This window comes from Paenibacillus sp. FSL H8-0259 (genome assembly GCF_037963255.1).
Classification (GTDB): domain Bacteria; phylum Bacillota; class Bacilli; order Paenibacillales; family Paenibacillaceae; genus Paenibacillus_AQ; species Paenibacillus_AQ phytohabitans.
This window is the reverse complement of sequence record NZ_CP150147.1, coordinates 388,950-406,860: the sequence shown is the minus strand read 5'-3', so window position 1 is coordinate 406,860 and position 17,911 is coordinate 388,950. Positions and strand designations below refer to the sequence as shown.

The window sequence follows — 17,911 nt, the reverse complement described above, 5'->3', positions numbered from 1 at the left end:
CAATATTCGCTGTAGAAAGGGTGCATCATTATGTTAATGATCAAAGCTATAGTACGGCCGGAGAAAGCGGATGAGGTCATGGCTGAATTACTGCTTGCCGGCTTCCCCTCCATCAGCAAAATGGACCTGCTCGGACGCGGTAAGCAAAAGGGAATCCAGGTCGGAACCAACCATTACAATCAAATTTCCAAGAAGCTTCTGATGATCGTAATTCAGGATGATGAGAAGGATGACGTCATCAGCATTATTATGCGCACAGCAAGAACCGGTGAGCATGGCTCATTCGGCGACGGCAAAATTTTTGTCCTGCCCGTACAGGAGGTCTTCACCATCAGCAACGGTAAAAACCAGCTCTAAACTTCCCGGTCTTCCTTATGACCCGCTTTCCTGTAGCGCATATGAAAGAGGCAGCCAAACGTTCCGCCAGTCTCCGTCTTCACGGACGGTCCGGGAACGCCTTGCTGCCTCTGCCTGTTCTTGCTCATGCTACTGTCAGATCATCTGGATAACTGTAAGCACCAGCCCTACAACAAAACCGCACACAGCTCCATTAACGCGAATCCACTGCAGATCCTTGCCCACCTTCTCCTCCAGCATGTTCACGAGCGAGGCGTCATCCATTTGATCAAGGTTCTCCTTGACCAGCTGGCCGATCCGGTAATGATTCGATTCCACGAAGGCGATCAGCGTGCCGCGGATCCGCTCCTCGGAAGCCTGAATCCATTCCTGCTCCTTGCCGATCCGCCGGACCAGCATAGCATACAGCCAGAACAGCTTGCGGCCGCCGCGTACCCGGTCTTCCTCAAGCAGCGCAACCGCCTTAACGCGCAGTCCTTCCAGCTGCTGCTGCACGAAAGCCGTAGCAGCCTCCCCTTGCAGCTCATTCAGCGCCCAATCCTTCAGCGAGGAGATCTGCTCCTCATTGCTCAACAGCTGGAACAGAGCGACACGGATCTCCCGGATGACCTCCTCACGGTACGGGCTGTCCTCTTCCTTGAAATCACGGATAGTGGACTGCACCATGCCCTGCAGCATTTCACCCAGCATATCGGCATCAACGAATCCGACAAAAGCCTGAAAAGCCATCCCCTTCAGCCCGCCAAGCTTCACCTCAGCCAGCTTCTCGCTGGCGATCTTGCCCAGCATCGCACGGGTTTCCGGACGCCCGCTCCAGGAGGAGATCCCTTCCAGCGCATAATCAAGAGCGGCAATATCCTTGCCGTCATTCATCAGGCTGGTAGCGATTTTATCGGCGGCAACGCCAAGCTCAGCTTCACGCAGATAGCCTGCTGCTGCAGATTGAAGATACGGAACCGCCTGCTCTACCGGAAGCCGCAGTACGAATTCTTTAATCTGCTCCAGCATTTCCGTTCTTGCTTTCTTTCTGGAGAAGAACCGTGTCAGCATGCCGGCGCCCAGAGAGATGATGTTGATTTTGCGCAGCTTGTTCTCAATGCTCTCCTTGTTCAGCAGTTCATTCTCCATCGCGGAGATTAGAGACTGTATAAGCTTATCCCGGTTCTTCAGCAGCAGCGAAGTATGCGGAATTCTAAGCCCCAGAGGATGGCGGAACAACGCGGTCACTGCAAACCAGTCGGCAATCCCTCCGACAAGACCGGCCTCGAAGCCCCCTCTCAGCAGAATAACAGCCAGGTTCTCCGGCAGAAATAAGGTGAACAGGAAACCGCATGCCATGATGGCAAGAGATATGGTAGCTAAATTTCTGGATTTCATGTGTTTATTATCCCCCTTACATAACGACCCCAAGCCATCTTTTGCCCGAAAAAATTGCTTTGCAGACAACAGCAGACATTCCCGTTACAAGATTGCAGGTCTACATTCAATTGTACCACGAGAAGACTCTTTTCTGAAAATCCGGCAAGAAACGCAGCTTAAATATACGTACCCCGGACTATATATGGATGAAAATGTGATTTTTAAATTTCAGGGAAATAATGATAAGATACAGAAAGATAAGTTATCGCGTGAAATTCAGAGCCCTTGAAGGGGCACCTACAACTATAGATGGAATAGGAGAACTGCAACATGCTAATTGCACTGGATATGGACGGAACACTGCTGAACGAGGATGGTGAGATAAGCAGGGAGAACAAGGAAGCCATACTGCACGCACAGCGCCTGGGGCATACCGTGATCATAGCCACCGGACGTTCTTACATGGATGCGGAGCGTCAGCTGCGGCTGGCAGATCTGGAGTGTCCTGTAGTGAGTCTGAACGGCGCTGTTGTCACACTGCCTGACGGAACGCTGGCCGCGAGTACACCGCTGAACAAGGAGGATATCATCCCCGCGCTGCGCTGGATGAACGAGATTCCTGAATTGTACTATGAGGTATACACAGAGGATAACGTATATGTAGAGCTTGATAAGCGGGTACGGCTGGAGAAGCTGTCGGCACTGAAGGAAGATGAGGTTCCCGAAGAGGTAGGCTGGCTGCTTAAGGCGATGATCGACCAGCAGTTTCAGCAGGCGGCTGTAACCTATGTGGAGAGCATGGAGGACATCTGGAGCAAAGAGGAGAATCTGATCTACAAGACACTCGCCTTCTCGCTGAACCGTGAACTGCTGAAGGAAGCCTCTACACGGTTCGCTGCGATTCCCGGGCTGATTATTACGGCATCGCATGTCAACAATATTGAAATTAATCATAAAGATGCTAATAAAGGCAACGGCGTGAAGCTGATGGCGGAGCATTACGGCATCCCGGCAGCGCAAATCGCAGTTATGGGTGACAGCTATAATGATCTGCCGATGTTCGAGATCGCCGGCTACCGGATTGCAATGGAGAATGCCGCACCCATCCTCAAGGAAACCGCCGATTTCATTACGCTAAGCAACTCGGAGCATGGTGTTGCTGCGGGTCTGCGGCATCTTTTGGATAAGCAGTAACTCTGGCTTCATAGCACAAGTGGAAACGGCTTTGCCACTCCTTATGTAAGGACGGTACTGTTTCAGCGAGAAATAGAAGGATAAATTATCGTGTGAAACATATAAATTCTTATATTTCAAAGAAAAAACAGCCCTCACAGGAAGGCTGCTCTTCTTCAGCGGCGGCCGGCTCCAGAGCGGTGAAGAAAGCAGACAGATATTGCACCCAGATTTAATGCGAGAAATATGATGACAGTTAACCGCTGGGCGGTAGTCAAAGCCAACAGAACGGGAATAAACACGACATCCCTCCAAATCTCACCTTTTATTTGTGAATCTATCCAATCAGCTAATCCTTTGCGGATAGCTATACTGATTAAGCAAATGATCCAGGGCAACCGATTGTTCAACTACTTTGGGATGTGTCAAAATACCGTATCTCTGCTGCGTCTGGTACAACTTCTGTCTGGCTTTCTCTACCTGCAGCAAAAATGTACGATCATTGGTCTGCATGACACTTCCTCCTTTGTTCAATATATTAATCTCAGCTGTCAAAAATTGGACCTTAAGATAAATGGCGTGAACTATTCTTACATAACCCGCCGCAAGCTGTACTCTGCCCGGCATAAACACCTGGCAGCTTCAGCTGCAAGGTGAATTAGGAGGAATCTCAGATGAACCTGTACCCGGGGATTGCCCGGCTATATGAGAACCGGCTGCTGCGTACCGAGCTGGAATGTGAGCAATTTGATCTTGCGCTGGAAGGCCTGGCTGGTGATACGGAGGATGCCGTGATTCATCAGATCTTCAAGGTATTCGATGATGATACGGAACAGGAGGAGGTCATGTTCAGCCTCGTCCATTTCGTGGAGAGCGTTCAAATGGAGATGTACCTGACCCAGCTGCTCGAGTCACTGCCGGACATGATGGAGCATGCACGCAACTGGGCCATTGTGCTGAATACAAGAATCCTGAATGACGATAATTACCGCAAAGATTACGCAGAGATCGCCGCTCTCATGCCGGTGAAGGTCAAGAGATGCCTGGCTTTTCTGCTGGAGGAAATTAAGGAAGACAATCCCCGGCTGTTCGAGCGCAAGGCTAATTACATTCTCGCTAAACTGAAGTAACTAATCTATCCATACTTCGCAGCCCCGCTAGCAGAATGCCCAAAGGTATTGCCGGACCCTCCTGAAGAATATCCAGAATCACATGTCTTGGTTCCAGTCCCTTAAACCCTTGATGGGCTGGTTCTGCCTATTATCCCGCTCCTCTTATTCACTAGACTTCCATGCAGGGGAACGGGCAAAATGGTATATTGTATACTGGTCAAAATGTTGTACATATTGCAACTTGGATTCATAGATACCAGGAAATTCAAAGAATTGTTGCATGAAATACAGCAATTGTCTGGATTATCCGCTTAAATGAGGTGGAACGCTGCATTTTATACAACAATTTTGGGATTAGGCGGGATTTAAAGAGGGAAATGTTGTATTTCGTGCAGGATTTAGAGCTGGTGCAGTGATAATCTACGCCTGAAAGTCCCCCACCGGTAAACCCGCAGCATAACTTGCACATAAGCTTATATAGAACAAACGAAGGTGAATCTAATGAACAAGCTTTTATTTCATAATATACCGCTGGGCGCTACCGGCGAGAAAATCCCCCAGGCGAAGGTTGCCTCCGCCCGGACGAGCAGGGAGACCGTGAAGCCCGGAGACAGCGACGCGGCTTACTTCCGCAGGCTGGAGGAAGGCGGCATTCTGCTCAATCCTCCGCAAATCTCAGCGGTGCGGCATCATCTCGGGCCGCTGCTGACGCTGGCGGGAGCAGGCTCCGGCAAAACCTCGGTGCTGATCTGCAGAACCGGGTATTTGCTGTCTGTGCGCGGCATCGCCCCGGGCCGGCTGCTGCTGCTCACGTTCTCCAGCAAGGCAGCGGCAGAGATGCGCGAGCGGATTGCACTGCTGCCGGGTGTGGATGCGGGCGATGCCGCCCGCCTGCAGGCCCGCACGTTCCACTCGTTCTTCCTTTATTTCCTGCGCCGGCAGGGACTGCGGCAGGATATATTCCATGAAACCCGGCGCCAGCACATTCTGCTGAAGCAGATCATGCGTCAGCTCGGGCTGCCGAAGGATGCCTATCCTCCAGAGAATCTGCTCACCCTGCTCTCCTCCTGCAAGATGAATATGGGCTTGCCCGAGGATATGCCGGAAACGACGGAAGCGGAGAAGGAAATGAAGGCCATTCTCGCCTTGTACGAGCAGTGGAAGACCGATAATTTCAAAATTGATTTCGACGACGTGCTGCTGATCGCTTACCGGATGCTCCGGGAGCAGCCGGCACTTCTGCTGGAGCTGCAGCAGAAATACCAATATGTAATGGTCGACGAATTCCAGGATACAAATGCGCTGCAATATGAGCTGGTCAAAATGATCGCCCATCCGCAGGACAACCTGATGGTGGTCGGAGACGATGATCAGACCATCTATTCCTTCAACGGGGCGCGCAGCGAGTTCATCCTGGAGTTCGAGAAGCTGTATCCCAATGCCAAGGTGATCACCCTTGATATCAATTACCGCTCCGGACCGGCCATTATCGGGCTCGGGAACGGGATTATCCGCCACAATTCACGGCGCCGGGCCAAGACGCTGCAAGCTGCCAAAAGCAGCGGCAATCCGCCCCGCTATCTGCGTCCGCAGACGGCGGATGAAGAAGCCGAGCAGATTGTAGAGCATATCGAGCGTGAGATCGGCAGCGGAGCAAGAGAATACCGCGATTACGCCCTGTTATACCGCGCCACCAGCAGTAACCGGGCAATCCTGGAGCTGCTGCTGATGCGCGATATCCCTTATGTAGACTACGGCGAAGGCCAGCTGCTCTACGAGCATTGGCTGATCTCCCCTGTGCTGGATCATCTGCGCCTGTCTGTTAACCGCCGGAACTTCGCCGCGATGGAGAATATTCTGCCGACCCTCTACATGAGCCGGGAAAAAGGGATGGAGCATATCCGCCGCATGGAGGCCGTGCAGGCGAAGCAGGGCCCGCTGATTCACCTCCTGTCCATGCCGGGCATGGAGGATTTCAAAGGTACCAAGCTGCGCGAGCGGTTGGATCTGATCCGCGGGCTGAGCGGGCTGACACCGGTGCAGGCCATCCGCCAGATCCGCACTGTTTTCTATGACTATTTCATAGAAGCCAATGAGCGGCATCAGGCTACCCTGCACCGGGAGACGCTTAAGGAAATGCTCGATGAGCTGGAGGCATCCGCAGAGCGGTTCGGCACGATTCCGCTGTTCCTCGAATTCATAGATAATGTAACCGAGCGCAACGAGCAGAGCCGCCAGCCGGGGCTTAAAGAGCAAGGCAACCGGATTGCCCTGATGACTATCCATAAATCCAAAGGACTGGAGTTCCCCGTTGTCTTCCTTATCGGGGCTTCCGAGGGCATTCTGCCGCATAGCTCCGCACTGGAGGAGGGCCGGCTGAAGGACCGCAAGCCGGCGAAGGCAAGCGTTACTGTGGTCGGCAGTGCTGCCGCCAGAGCCGCAGCCGAGGCAGGAATAGCTGCACTCGAAGAGGAACGCAGACTCGCCTATGTAGCCGTTACCCGGGCCCGCGAGGAGCTGTTCATCAGCTCGCCCGCAAGGCACCGGGGCAAGAAGGCAGAGGTCTCGCGCTTCATGCTCTCCGCCTTCCGCACTGCGGCACCGCCTCAGGCAACTGCACCGGCCGCCGGAAACAGAAGCACTATAGTGCGCAGCAGCTATTCGTCCGGGTCCTCCGCAGCCAGAATGCATACAGTTCCCGTCTGGAGCTGTTCCGGCAAGTCCTGCCCGGGCTGGACCCGGATGAAGGCGGGCGGAGCCGAGGATCACCTTGTCTCGAAGCCCTGTCCGCTCTGCAAATCCGCCATGCAAAAGAGCACCCGGGAAGTCCCTGTATAACGGGACGCACGGCCTCCTGTACACAACCATCAGCCCCATTCAGCAGCTAACCGGCGCTGAATGGGGCTGATGGTGTTATTCCCGGGTTTATCTTGCCCGCACCTGGAATTGGGGCAGATAATCGGCATTCTGCTCAAGAATATCGGCCAGAACCTCCTTGGCGATCCGCTCGTCTCCTACCAGCGGGTGGATCGTCAGCGCCTGCAGCGCAGAGGCATAATCCCCTTTAACCGCTGCTTCAATCGTCAGCTCTTCATAAGCCTTCACCACCTGCAGCAGACCTCTGATCTGGGGAGGAAGCGGCTTGCTCGGGGCAAGCGCATGCGGCCCGTCCGATTTGATAACACAGTTGATCTCAATGGAGACATCGCCCGGAAGATCAGGGATGATCCCCTGATTACGCACATTGACCGTCTGAATGTCGCCGGTATCATTATAGATGGACTTCATCAATTGAACAGCCGCTTCCGAATAGTAGGCACCGCCGCGTTTCTCCAATTGAGCCGGCTTACTGTTCACTTCTGGCTGCTTATAAATCTCGAACAGCTCGGCTTCTACTTCTTTTACCTCATCGGCACGGGTCTTTCCGGTCTCTTGATAATGCCCGGAGATCTCCCGGTACATCTCTTCCTTCATATAATAATACCGGTGGTAGGGGCAAGGAAGTGCTCCCACGGACTGAATGAATTCGGAATCCCACTCCAGATCGGGTATATTGGCCATCGAAGGCCCTTTGGCTCCGGACAGCTTGTTCAGGAAATCCTCCGTCACGTCCTCTCCTTCAATCAGCACCCGGGTCGTCCAGTTGAGGTGATTGATCCCGACAATCTCAATGAACATATCCGATTGCGGAACCCCGTAGAGCTCAGCGATCTGCATCTTCGTGCTTATCGGGAGATTGCACAGCCCGACAGATTTGACAGTGGAATGCTTCGAGACAGCTTCCGTAATAATACCGGCCGGGTTGGTGAAGTTGATCATGAACGCACCCGGGGCCAGTTCCTCAATATCCCGGCAAATGTCCAGAATTATCGGAATGGTGCGAAGCGCTTTGGCGAATCCGCCCGCGCCCGTTGTCTCCTGGCCGATTAAATGATGGGCCAGCGGTATCTTCTCATCTCTTGAGCGGGCATCCAGCATGCCCACACGGATCTGCGTAGCGACAAAATCCGCACCGCGAATCGCTTCGCGCCGGTCCAGCGTCGTATGAAGCTTGATAGGTTTGCCGCTTGCATCAATCATACGCTGCGCCAGTTCGCCTATGATTCTCAGCTTGTCCGCTCCGGCCTCGATATCTGCCAGATACAGCTCAGCAACCGGGAATTCATCATAATACCGGATCAGGCCCTCTACAAGCTCCGGCGTATAGGAGGAACCTCCTCCGATTACAGCGATTTTCAAGTGGCTCTTCTTCATTTGCGATTCCCTCCGTCTCTCTTGAAATTCTCTATTATTGCCGGGGTTACGGGCAGGCCAAGCCGGTCCATGGCAAGCATCACTGCACCGAATACAGGCGGCAGCTCCGGGATTACAAGCGTGCAAAGGGGATGCTCCGCCTTCACCTCTTGAAGCAGCGCATCCAGCAGCAACGGGTTTCTGCCGGATTGAAGGATGCTCCCGGTAAGGATGACCGGCACCGCCTCCTCTTCAAAGCCGCCCAGTTTGCGGATTACAGCCGACGCAGAAATCCCCAGCTCTCTGCCCATATCTGCAAGCAGCTGGCGGGAGAGCCAATCGCCCGAGTCTGCCGATTCGTGAACAATCAGCGACAGCTCCAGCGGCGCCGCAGTGATCTCGTCATCGAGATACCGGTTCAGCATCTCCCCGAAGCTTGTAAACCCAAGCCTCAGAGGTATCCGCTCGACCAGATCACTGTAGGGTTCCCTGCCTTCCCAGCAACGCACCGCCCTGCCGAGTGCCTGTGCAGCGAGATAAAAGCCGCCGGCCCGGTCACCGAACAAAGTATCAAATCCGCCTACCTGCACCGTTTGCCCGAGCCGGTTGCGGCCCGCCGCGTTCGTATTGCTTCCACAGACAAGCACCACTCCCGTGTTATCCCGGCTCCCGACACGGAGTCCCTCCAGCGTATCGCAGACCATATTCCAGCTCCGCAAGTCCAATTGCCTGCTGATTTCCGGAGAAAGCCTGTCCATATCAATACTGCGATCAGCACCCGCAAGACCGAACTGTACAAAATCCAGCTGATCCATGGCAATTCCTGCCTGCGCAAGCGCGCCAAACAGCGCTCCGCGAATATTGAGCACAGCCGCCTGGACTCCAATGATTTGATGGTTGCCGCAGCCTGTCACTGCGGATCCCAGCACGTTGCCGTAATGATCAGCTATAATGGCAATGGTTTTGCTTCCGCCGCCGTCTACACCCGCGAAGTACATAGCTTTCACTCCTGATTGGTATATTGAGTTTATTTATAGTAACATTTTTAAATATTGTTCCTACAAATATATTTCCTTTTTCATGCGTCCTTATAGTCAGAAAACTCCCTTACAGAAAAATACAATAGATAAATCTCTTTACCAGGCATAGAGTGAACAAAGTTGTAATTCCAATTTTAGGAATTACATAATCCCGGAACCCCGGATTCTTCTCTTTTCTATTAGGTTTCTCCTGCTCTTTTTCCGTGATATAATATAACAAATTGGCATCGGAGGAAACTTGTAATGACAAAGAGAACAAATAATACTTTATATTTCAATATTAAAGAACAACTGCTCAAACAGATTCAATCCGGGTTCTATGCCGTCGGAGAGAAACTTCCTACCGAAGCCGCATTATGCGAGATGTTCTCCGCCAGCCGGACTACAATCCGCCTCGCGCTCAGCGAGCTTGAGGTTCAGGATATTCTTGAGCGGCATCAGGGTAAGGGCACCTTCGTCAAACGCAAGGAGCTCCAGCTTAACCAGAAACGCAGCTTCACAGAAGATGTGCTGATGAGCGGCAAAGAGCCGACCAGTAAAATCATCGAAGCCAAAGTGATGCCTGCGGAAATACCGCTTAATGAATTCCTTAATATCTCGGTGAAAGCTCCAGTGAACCAGCTTTTGCGGATCCGCTACGCGGATAATGAACCCCTTCTATATGAAACTACTTATATTGCCTGGGATCTTGCCCCGGGGCTCATCAATGAATATAAAGACGGCTCCCTCTTCTCCTTCCTGGAATCAGAATACAGCCTGAAGGCTTACCGCTCTGTCGAGCAGCTGAAGCCTGTACTGGCGGACAAGCTGGCCAGCAGATTGCTTGGCGTCAAAGAAGGCTCCCCTTGTCTGCAAGTACGAACTTTTACGTATCTGGCCGACGGCTCCCCGCTGGAATACAGCTTCGGCGTATTCCGGGGTGATTTCCCCAGCTACACTATCGAGAGGCAATTTGGATAACAGAAGGTTAGAACAAAATCAGAGCAGAGAGCATGCGGAGCACCCCTAATGGGTGCTCCGTTGCTTTTAATTCATTAAGCTCCGCTACTCTTTAATGATTTCAAAATAACGCCCCAGCCAGTATGGCAATGTGAAAACCGACCCCGCTTCAATGCTGCCTGAACGGTAGTTATACCCGGGATTGGCGCCTGTTGTCTGGCTGTCATTCTCAAACGGATTCGAGTTATGCTTAATGATGCGCCGCTCATCCGGTGCAAGCGCGTAGTTCGTCTGCTTGTAATCGTCGCGGTCACCCGGTTCAATATAGAGCACATCCTGACGGTCCCATTGCACCGGGAATTCAATCTGGAATTCAGGGAAACGGTACAGGAACCGGACAGCAGATTGCAGATCGACATCGGTTTTATCCGGATGCGCAAGCTGGTAGAGGAAGGTGTAGAACGGATTCTCCTCCCGAACCTCATTGGAATACCACTGATCATAGGCTGCTACAATCTGTGCATGTCTGCCTGCATCCTGCTCAAGGGTGACAAGCACGAATACCGGGAACCAGCCCAGCTCTTCATCCGAGTAATTGATATACTGGGTCCAGTCATTATGAATCGTCGCATTGGTATTCGTGCCATCCCCTGCATTCTCCATGGTTACGGCCTGGTTATCGTTCTCGCTGTAAGCGTTGGTAGCCTGACGCACAAGTCTCCGCTCAATATAATCAAGTGCCATATCCATATAGCCCTGACCGTTGATATACGGTTCCTCCTTGCTGTAGCTGCCGGCAAAAGCCTGCTCATAGGCCAGCTCATATTTCGCCGAATCGGCCGGATAGCTCTCTGCGACAATATAGCTCGCCGACTTCAGCGCAGCCATGACCTGCAGTGCGTTGAGCGGACCGTCTTCGTAGCCGTAGGACAGCGCGTCGTCTCCGTTCTCGTCAACGCCAATCTTGGACTGCCACTGTACCTGCTGCTCCATAACGCCAAGGCTGTCGTTGAAATATTTGGCGAACCATCTGGACCACTGTGTTGATTTGCCGGTAGCATCCTCAATGTAATAATGGTCATCCTTCAAGATCAGCTCTGTCATGCGGTGCGTTGTTTCTTCAATGAGGGATTTCAGCTCAAGAAGTTCAGGATCGGTGCTGTCACCGACCAGATATTTATAAGCTGTGTAGAACATGGCGTAGTGCCCATCCACTTCATCAGCGGAGGTATCTGCCTTATACACAATCTGATTCATGTCGATATGGCCGTCCACAATGGCGCTATCCGGGAACAAATCATTGAAGAAATCCGGAATCTGCTCATAGACGGGAGCCGTCAGCTGAAACAGCGGCTTATTATTCTCACCCGTTGTTTTGTCTTCCTTCGCATCATTATTGTTAGTGGCGGCCGTAATGACAGGCAGCACCTGATATACCGCACCTGTTGCGGTAGTTCCTACCCGTGTCTTAATATCAATTCCCAGCTTCTGTCCTTCAGGACGTGTCAGGTTGAGCTCGTCAATGGCAGCTTGACTAAGCCCAAGTCCGTTGTAGTTGAGCACATCCGTGCCTCCGCTCGGGAACAGCGTGGAGCCTTTTTTGTTCTCTGCGTCCTTGGTTACCCTAACCATGGAATAGCCAATCGGCTCTGTCCCGTCGTTACGCTGCATGCTTGGAATAATCCCATTGGGGTTAATCATGTCCGGCCCGACGAAGTTCTGGAACCAGAACCCGTTCGTAGACTGGTAGCCATACACTGAGTTGCCCACTGTAGCCGCAGTGGCTTCGCTGGTCAGCATATAGGAACGTGCCGGGAACCCGTTTCCGCGTCCGGATACATAATCGAGCAGCAGCACAGCCTTGGTTGCTCTAAGCGCTGCCGCTCTGGCATCGGCGATTTCTGCCTGCTCTCCAGAGGCCGGACTGGTCCCGTACTGCTCCTGTAGCGCTTTATAGCGGAATACCTCACCCATTGCATACATCGCGGTCCATAAGCCATCATTATCGCTGGTGGTAGGCGTTGATGTGAACAGTCCGGTCGCAGAGTTGTAATTGACCGCGTCCAGCGTGCCGTCTGTCTCCGTAAAGTTAAATCCTGCGCCATGAACCATGCCGCGCCGGTCAAGAATTGATTCCACGAGATCCTCATAGATAAATGATTTGTCATGCAGCGTCTTCTCCGGCATCGCGATGTGAGTGACACCGCTTGCCGTCCGGACCCAAATGCCGTTCTCCCCGTCGCTGGCAAGACCCGTCACATGATCATCCCCGCCATACAGATACCTTGGTCCAGCCATATACTGAACGATGTCCTTGGTATCGCTTGCGCCGAAATCAACCCGCTGCAGGCCGGTCTCCGTTCCAATCCAGTAGACGCCCCCGTCCAGAACAACACTGGTTACATCGCCGATCACCGACAGCGGCAGAAATTTGAGTGCAGCAGTATCGGTAACCCATTCGATGCCACCCGGGATGGACACCGATCCGGTTTTGTAATAGGTCATTTCTTTGGTCTGCACGGCTTCCAGCTGAACAGGAGAGTAGCTCGCACCAGGCAGCTTGTCTGCGAATACAGGTGCCGCCGGCAGGACAGACAACGTCAAGGCAAGCAGGGCACCCGTAATCTTCAGGCCATTCTTCTTCATCATGTACATGGTAAACTCCCCTTTCCTTATTGGTAGATATGCGATACGCCGGTTTGTGTTATAACCAGTACGCCCGTACTTCCATCCGATAGCAGCAGAAGTACTTTATCATCGTACAATTCCTTGCCTTGTGCAGAATAACTGGTCATTTCATTCGTTTTGAGATTGATTTTTGTTACTCCGCTGTTTGTTCCGATCCACAAATAAGTACGGGTTTTGTCCAGAATGGATGTGTTAACCCCCCGCAGGGAAGCGAATAGAGATGGTTTGACATTAAATTCATAGTTAACAAAGGTTATTGCATTCACAAGGTTCGGCATGGTCACATCCGGATTGGCTATCGAAGGAGTGTATGAAGGGTCCTGGAGGAAGGTCAGGTATTGCTTGGCCAAGCCTTCTGCTCCCGTCGAGCTGAACGAGCTTAAGGCTTCGGCATAGGAATACCGCTCGGGAGTTTTGGTCGTTGGTGTTGGTGTTGGCGTTGGTGTCGGCGTTGGTGTCGGCTTTGGCGTTGGTGTTGGTGTTGGCGTTGGTGTCGGCGTTGGTGTTGGTGTTGGTGTTGGTGTCGGTGTCGGTGTTGGTGTTGGTGTTGAAGTCGGGGTTGGTGTCGGACTTCCCGTATCCGGGCTAGGGCTTGGAGCAGGAGTGGATGTTGAGCTTCCCGTGCCGCCGCTTGAACCCGTTCCTCCCAAGTTGCCGGTTGTTGAAGCGATCAGATTGCCTGAAGCATCATAATCTTGTCCGCCTATGCTTACCTTTGAAGCATTAATCGTCAGCTTGTCCGGCTTGACAGAGAACGACACGCCTTCTACATTAACTACCGCTTCTATGATTGCCCCTTCGCCAGTTACGGCAGCTGCACTGCCTAAAGTCATTTTCCTGACGGTTCCGCCCTTGTTCAATTTAATAGCTGAGCCGCCTGCTTTGGATGAGACATTAAAGCTGCCAACCTGGCCGCTTTCCAGCGTGAACCCTGTCTTTGCAACCACATTCAGCTCATTTACATCCCCTGCCAGGGAAACAGCATCTGAAGCTCCCGTAAACACATTAACGATATTTACTGCCTGCCCCGATTCATTAACAATCCGGGCACCGGAGGTCACATCAATCTCCGTAGCTGTTGTCTTTCCCTTCAGCAGAACCCTTACAGGAGCGGCGGGCTTGCTGACTACAATCCGGTTCACTTTACTGTCCGTTAGGGTGATGCTGTGTATACCGCCGCCGTTTATGTAAACGACGCCTCCAATAGTCGTGTTGACCAGACTCAGATTACCTTCGCCAACACCAGGCGTAATATATAAATTCCCCGAGAAGTTCAGATCGGACAGGGTGCCTCCAGCCGTATTAACAATCAGATTTCTGCCGGATATTCCTGAATGATCCCCGCCGTCGGCAATCAGGAGGCCCATGGCGTTATTAATCATCTTCACAGCCTCGGCCCGCGTCAGTGCTTTTTTGGGCTGGAACAAGCCTTGCGGTGTGCCCTCCACATAACCGGCTTCCTTCATAGCATATACGGCTTCCTTGGACCAGCCGGCAATCACAGCATCATCTGTAAATGGGGAGATGGCATTCCCGGAAGCTGCAACATTGAATACTCTGCTGAGAATAAGGGCCGCCTGCTCACGGGTCAGAACCTCAAGCGGGCCGATCTCGCCTTCTCCGCTGCCAATAAGGGCACCAGCTGCAACTGCTTTGCTGATTTCAGTGGCATACCATGCCGTCCGGGGGACATCGGTAAAGCTCTGGGCACTTTCTTCACTGAAATTAAAGATCCGGTTAATCAGGGCTGCGAATTCTGTTTTTCTGATTCCGTCATTCGGCAGAACAAGGCCATCCTCGTTGCCTTTGAGCAATCCCATTTCCTTCCACGAGGCAATTTCCTCTGCGGCCCATACAGGAATCTTCTCTGTTGTTTCTGCAGATGCTGCGGACACGCCGGTAAACGCCACGGATGACACCACGGCGAATACTCCAAGCGTCTGCTTCCATTTGAACTTCATATGCGTTCCTCCTAAAGTTTAGATTGCGTCTGCTTCACCCGAAAACCCTCTTACACACCCCGGTTTGGATCTTACTTCTAATGGCGCTCCTGACTTTCGAACCCTCTTACCCGAAACAAATCTTCAGGGGTTACATCCTTTTCAGGTTATCTTATTGATTAATCCGTTTCTGTTATGTCACCTCCATGTCATATCATCAATGTTATTGTAGTAACATTTACCCACATTCTATTTTTAATCATAACAAATTGTCAACACATTTCTTTAACAGGCATATATTTCTCCTTTCTTTTCCACATACTCCCATAACATCGTAAAATTCCATATAAATTCAACGTTGTTTGCGCTTACATAAAATCGGTGACTGAAAATAATTATTCGTCCTTTCCGGAACAAAATGAATTTTATAAGTTTTTTTGCATGAAAAACAATTGACAGGGGCCTTGGTATAATTAATAATGAAAACTATATTGTTACTACAAATCCCCTTTAACGTATCAATTTCATTTGCCGTCCAGCATTATCTCACTCAAACACGTCATGTAAAGTTACATAACGAGACGAAAGTTCGAGGAAAAGGCAAAAGCCAAGGTTAAAAAGATTCTTTTAACATCACATTATTTACCATTCCAATTTGAAAGGGAGGAACTGCCGCTAACCACTCTGCCTGCGGGCAATCTCTACGGTCAACCAATATAACCCCATTCCATATTAAGGGAGCGATTAACTAATGAAAAAGTGGATGATTGCACTGATCTCAACGATGCTGGTTACCGCCATAACGGGCTGCTCTTCTGCAGATCCAAATAACAGCTCGGCAAATAACGGCAGCTCTGATGCCAAACCGGAAACACTCCGTATCGCCATGGGTTCACCGGGAGAAGGGCTGATTAAGGTCTGGGAAACCATCGGCAAAGAGTTCGAGGAACAGCATCAGGGCATCAAAGTTGAATTCAGCTATCAGGACGATGACACCTATCAAACGATCGGACTGCCGAATCTGCTTAACGGCAAAAACGCTCCCGATCTATACTTCGAATGGGCCGGGCAGCGCCTGCAGACCAGAGTAACAGACGGTTATGCCGCGGATATTACAGAGCAGCTTCAAAGCTCGGGGCTGAAGGACATGTTCGCCGAAGGCACCTTCAATGGCATGGTAATTGACGGCAAGACCTATATGATTCCCACTGCGGGCGATGTGACGAACGTTATCTTTTACAATAAAGCGGTGTTCAATGATCTGGGGCTGCAGCCTCCAACCACCTGGGAGGAGTTCCTTCAGGTATGCGATACGATTAAGCAGGCAGGCATCACTCCACTCGTGATCGGCAACTCCGATCTGTGGACGGCAGGCAACTGGGTGGCCCATATCATTTCCCGTGTCGTGGGGGAGGACGCCTACAGCGAGGCTATGCAGCTGAAGCAGCCGTTCAATACCCCGGATTTTGTCAAAGCCTACGGTTATGTACAGGAGCTATGGGACAAAGGATATATTAACGAGAATGTAACTGCCTCCAGTGACAGTGAAGCGGATATGCTGTTCCTGAACGGCAGCGGTGCCATGCATCCGATCGGCAGCTGGCTGGCCCCGACCGCAGTGGAAGAAACACCGGATCTTGAGCTTGGCTACTTCAATACTCCTGCCATACCGGACGGGAAGGGCAATCAGGACAGTGTGGTCGGCGTGCTGAATGGAATGGTCGTCAATAAAAATTCCAGGCTAATCGATGAGGCCATTGAATTCATGAAGCTCTACAGCTCTGCCGAATCCTCCAAGAAGCTCACTGACGCCGGCGCCGTGCCGATTACCAAGGACGGAATCGATAAGGAAACTATGCTTCCGCTCTCACTTGATTTGAATGATCTGATGGAGAATGCGCCAGTGCTGGTGTCCCCGCCTGATACGGGCTATTCCATCGAGGTAGCCAATGCGCTTAACATGGCCACCTCCGAGGTCATTGGAGGCGCCAAATCACCTGAAGACGCCCTCGCCGAACTGGAGACAACCATCGCCCCTCTGAAGTAACGAAGAGATCACGCGCACAGCAGCCCTTTCATAAGTTGAAGCTATCTGCGGACCCTGTGCTTAGATTGATATCCTGAAGTGGAGGTGGACCCATTGTCCGGCAAAAGCAATAAACTCTCTCCCTACCTGTTCATCTCGCCAGCCCTTCTGCTGTTTGCCTTTGTTGTGCTTATTCCGGTCCTCATGACATTCGTATTCAGCTTCTACGACTGGAACGGGATCGGCCAGATGAAATTCACCGGCTTTGACAATTACATCCGGGCTTTTCAAGACCGCATCTATATTAATTCCTATGGACACACACTGATTTATATTGTAGCCACGGTCGTTGTTGAAGTCCTTGTCGGACTGGGACTCGCAGGCTTAATCACGATGGGCCGCAAGGGCAGCGGAATATTCCGGCTGGCATTCTTCGTGCCCGTTATGCTGCCGATGATTGTCGTATCCTACTTATGGAAATTCGTCTACAATTCTGATTTTGGTCTCATCAATATCCTGCTGGAGAAGATCGGCCTGGAGAGCTGGACCCGCGTCTGGCTAGGCAACCCTGATACCGCACTTTATGCCATCTGTATCGTATCCGGCTGGGTCTACGCAGGGTTCTATATGACCATCTTTTATTCCGGAATCCAGCGCATTTCCAAAGAAGTCTATGAATCCGCCTATCTGGACGGCGCCGGAGAAGGACAAATATTCTTCAAGATCAAAGTGCCGATGATCCGCAATCTGGTAGAGACCGGTGTCATGCTGTGTGTGCTTACCGGCTTCCAGTCCTTCGATCTGTTCTATGTAATGACCAACGGCGGGCCGTATAATTCTACTGAAATCGTTACGACCTATCTTGTAAAAGTAGTCTTTACCCACATGAGCATCGGCTACGGGTCTGCGCTTGCCGTCATCATGACAATCGTGATCGCGGTCATCGGGCTTGTTGCCGGCAGACTGAATAAGAAAGACTCCGGTGTGCTGGAGTATTAAAATAACCCCACAAAGTGGGGCTTTGGCGTAGATAGATGACTCAGG

The 17,911-nt window shown here is 51.7% G+C and carries 13 protein-coding genes; 7 read left to right on the top strand and 6 right to left on the bottom strand.

The features are described 5' to 3' along the window. Positions 1-30 precede the first annotated feature (30 nt). The gene (locus NSU01_RS01810; RefSeq protein ID WP_039300108.1) at positions 31-357 is read left to right on the top strand and encodes a P-II family nitrogen regulator; all 327 of its coding nucleotides are present in this window, start codon (positions 31-33) and stop codon (positions 355-357) included. 135 nt (positions 358-492) lie between these two features. On the opposite strand, the gene NSU01_RS01805 is transcribed toward NSU01_RS01810, so the two are convergent. Then, positions 493-1,734 (bottom strand): DUF445 domain-containing protein, encoded by a 1,242-nt coding sequence (locus NSU01_RS01805; protein ID WP_076243513.1) that lies wholly within the window; start codon positions 1,732-1,734, stop codon positions 493-495. A gap of 312 nt (positions 1,735-2,046) precedes the next feature. Here NSU01_RS01805 and NSU01_RS01800 point away from each other — a divergent pair, with 312 nt between their 5' ends. Then, positions 2,047-2,910 carry a Cof-type HAD-IIB family hydrolase gene (locus NSU01_RS01800; protein ID WP_042132957.1) on the top strand — a complete coding sequence of 288 codons (864 nt, stop codon included), beginning with the start codon at positions 2,047-2,049 and terminating at the stop codon, positions 2,908-2,910. Between the two features lie 324 nt (positions 2,911-3,234). Here the strand turns inward: NSU01_RS01800 and NSU01_RS01795 are convergent, their stop codons facing one another. After that, entirely contained in the window at positions 3,235-3,402 is a 168-nt protein-coding gene (locus NSU01_RS01795) for an aspartyl-phosphate phosphatase Spo0E family protein (RefSeq protein ID WP_076243512.1), read from the bottom strand. Positions 3,403-3,563: 161 nt separating this feature from the next. Between NSU01_RS01795 and NSU01_RS01790 the strand changes: the two genes are divergently transcribed. Both NSU01_RS01790 and NSU01_RS01785 read left to right on the top strand, forming a co-directional pair. Further along, entirely contained in the window at positions 3,564-4,019 is a 456-nt protein-coding gene (locus tag NSU01_RS01790) for an Imm30 family immunity protein (protein WP_042132955.1), read from the top strand. Positions 4,020-4,502: 483 nt separating this feature from the next. Beyond that, positions 4,503-6,839 (top strand): UvrD-helicase domain-containing protein, encoded by a 2,337-nt coding sequence (locus tag NSU01_RS01785; RefSeq protein WP_042132954.1) that lies wholly within the window; start codon positions 4,503-4,505, stop codon positions 6,837-6,839. Positions 6,840-6,926: 87 nt separating this feature from the next. Here the strand turns inward: NSU01_RS01785 and NSU01_RS01780 are convergent, their stop codons facing one another. After that, positions 6,927-8,255 (bottom strand): 6-phospho-beta-glucosidase, encoded by a 1,329-nt coding sequence (locus NSU01_RS01780; RefSeq protein WP_076243511.1) that lies wholly within the window; start codon positions 8,253-8,255, stop codon positions 6,927-6,929. After that, positions 8,252-9,232, bottom strand: a complete 981-nt coding sequence (locus NSU01_RS01775) for a BadF/BadG/BcrA/BcrD ATPase family protein (protein WP_076243510.1) — start codon at positions 9,230-9,232, stop codon at positions 8,252-8,254. The genes NSU01_RS01780 and NSU01_RS01775 overlap by 4 nt, the downstream gene beginning before the upstream one ends. 285 nt (positions 9,233-9,517) lie before the next feature. Here NSU01_RS01775 and NSU01_RS01770 point away from each other — a divergent pair, with 285 nt between their 5' ends. Further along, positions 9,518-10,234 carry a GntR family transcriptional regulator gene (locus tag NSU01_RS01770; RefSeq protein ID WP_042132950.1) on the top strand — a complete coding sequence of 239 codons (717 nt, stop codon included), beginning with the start codon at positions 9,518-9,520 and terminating at the stop codon, positions 10,232-10,234. An 84-nt stretch (positions 10,235-10,318) separates the two neighbouring features. On the opposite strand, the gene NSU01_RS01765 is transcribed toward NSU01_RS01770, so the two are convergent. Together NSU01_RS01765 and NSU01_RS01760 are read right to left on the bottom strand one after the other, a co-directional pair. Beyond that, a complete protein-coding gene (locus tag NSU01_RS01765) occupies positions 10,319-12,862 on the bottom strand; it encodes a hypothetical protein (protein WP_144026051.1) in 2,544 nt (847 codons plus the stop codon). A gap of 23 nt (positions 12,863-12,885) precedes the next feature. Then, a complete protein-coding gene (locus NSU01_RS01760; RefSeq protein ID WP_083705465.1) occupies positions 12,886-14,862 on the bottom strand; it encodes an S-layer homology domain-containing protein in 1,977 nt (658 codons plus the stop codon). 730 nt (positions 14,863-15,592) lie between these two features. Here NSU01_RS01760 and NSU01_RS01755 point away from each other — a divergent pair. Next, on the top strand, positions 15,593-16,888 hold the full coding sequence (locus NSU01_RS01755) for an extracellular solute-binding protein (RefSeq protein ID WP_076243508.1): 1,296 nt from the start codon (positions 15,593-15,595) through the stop codon (positions 16,886-16,888). A gap of 93 nt (positions 16,889-16,981) precedes the next feature. Further along, positions 16,982-17,866, top strand: coding sequence for a sugar ABC transporter permease (locus tag NSU01_RS01750; RefSeq protein ID WP_042132944.1), 885 nt, complete (start codon positions 16,982-16,984; stop codon positions 17,864-17,866). Positions 17,867-17,911 lie beyond the last annotated feature (45 nt).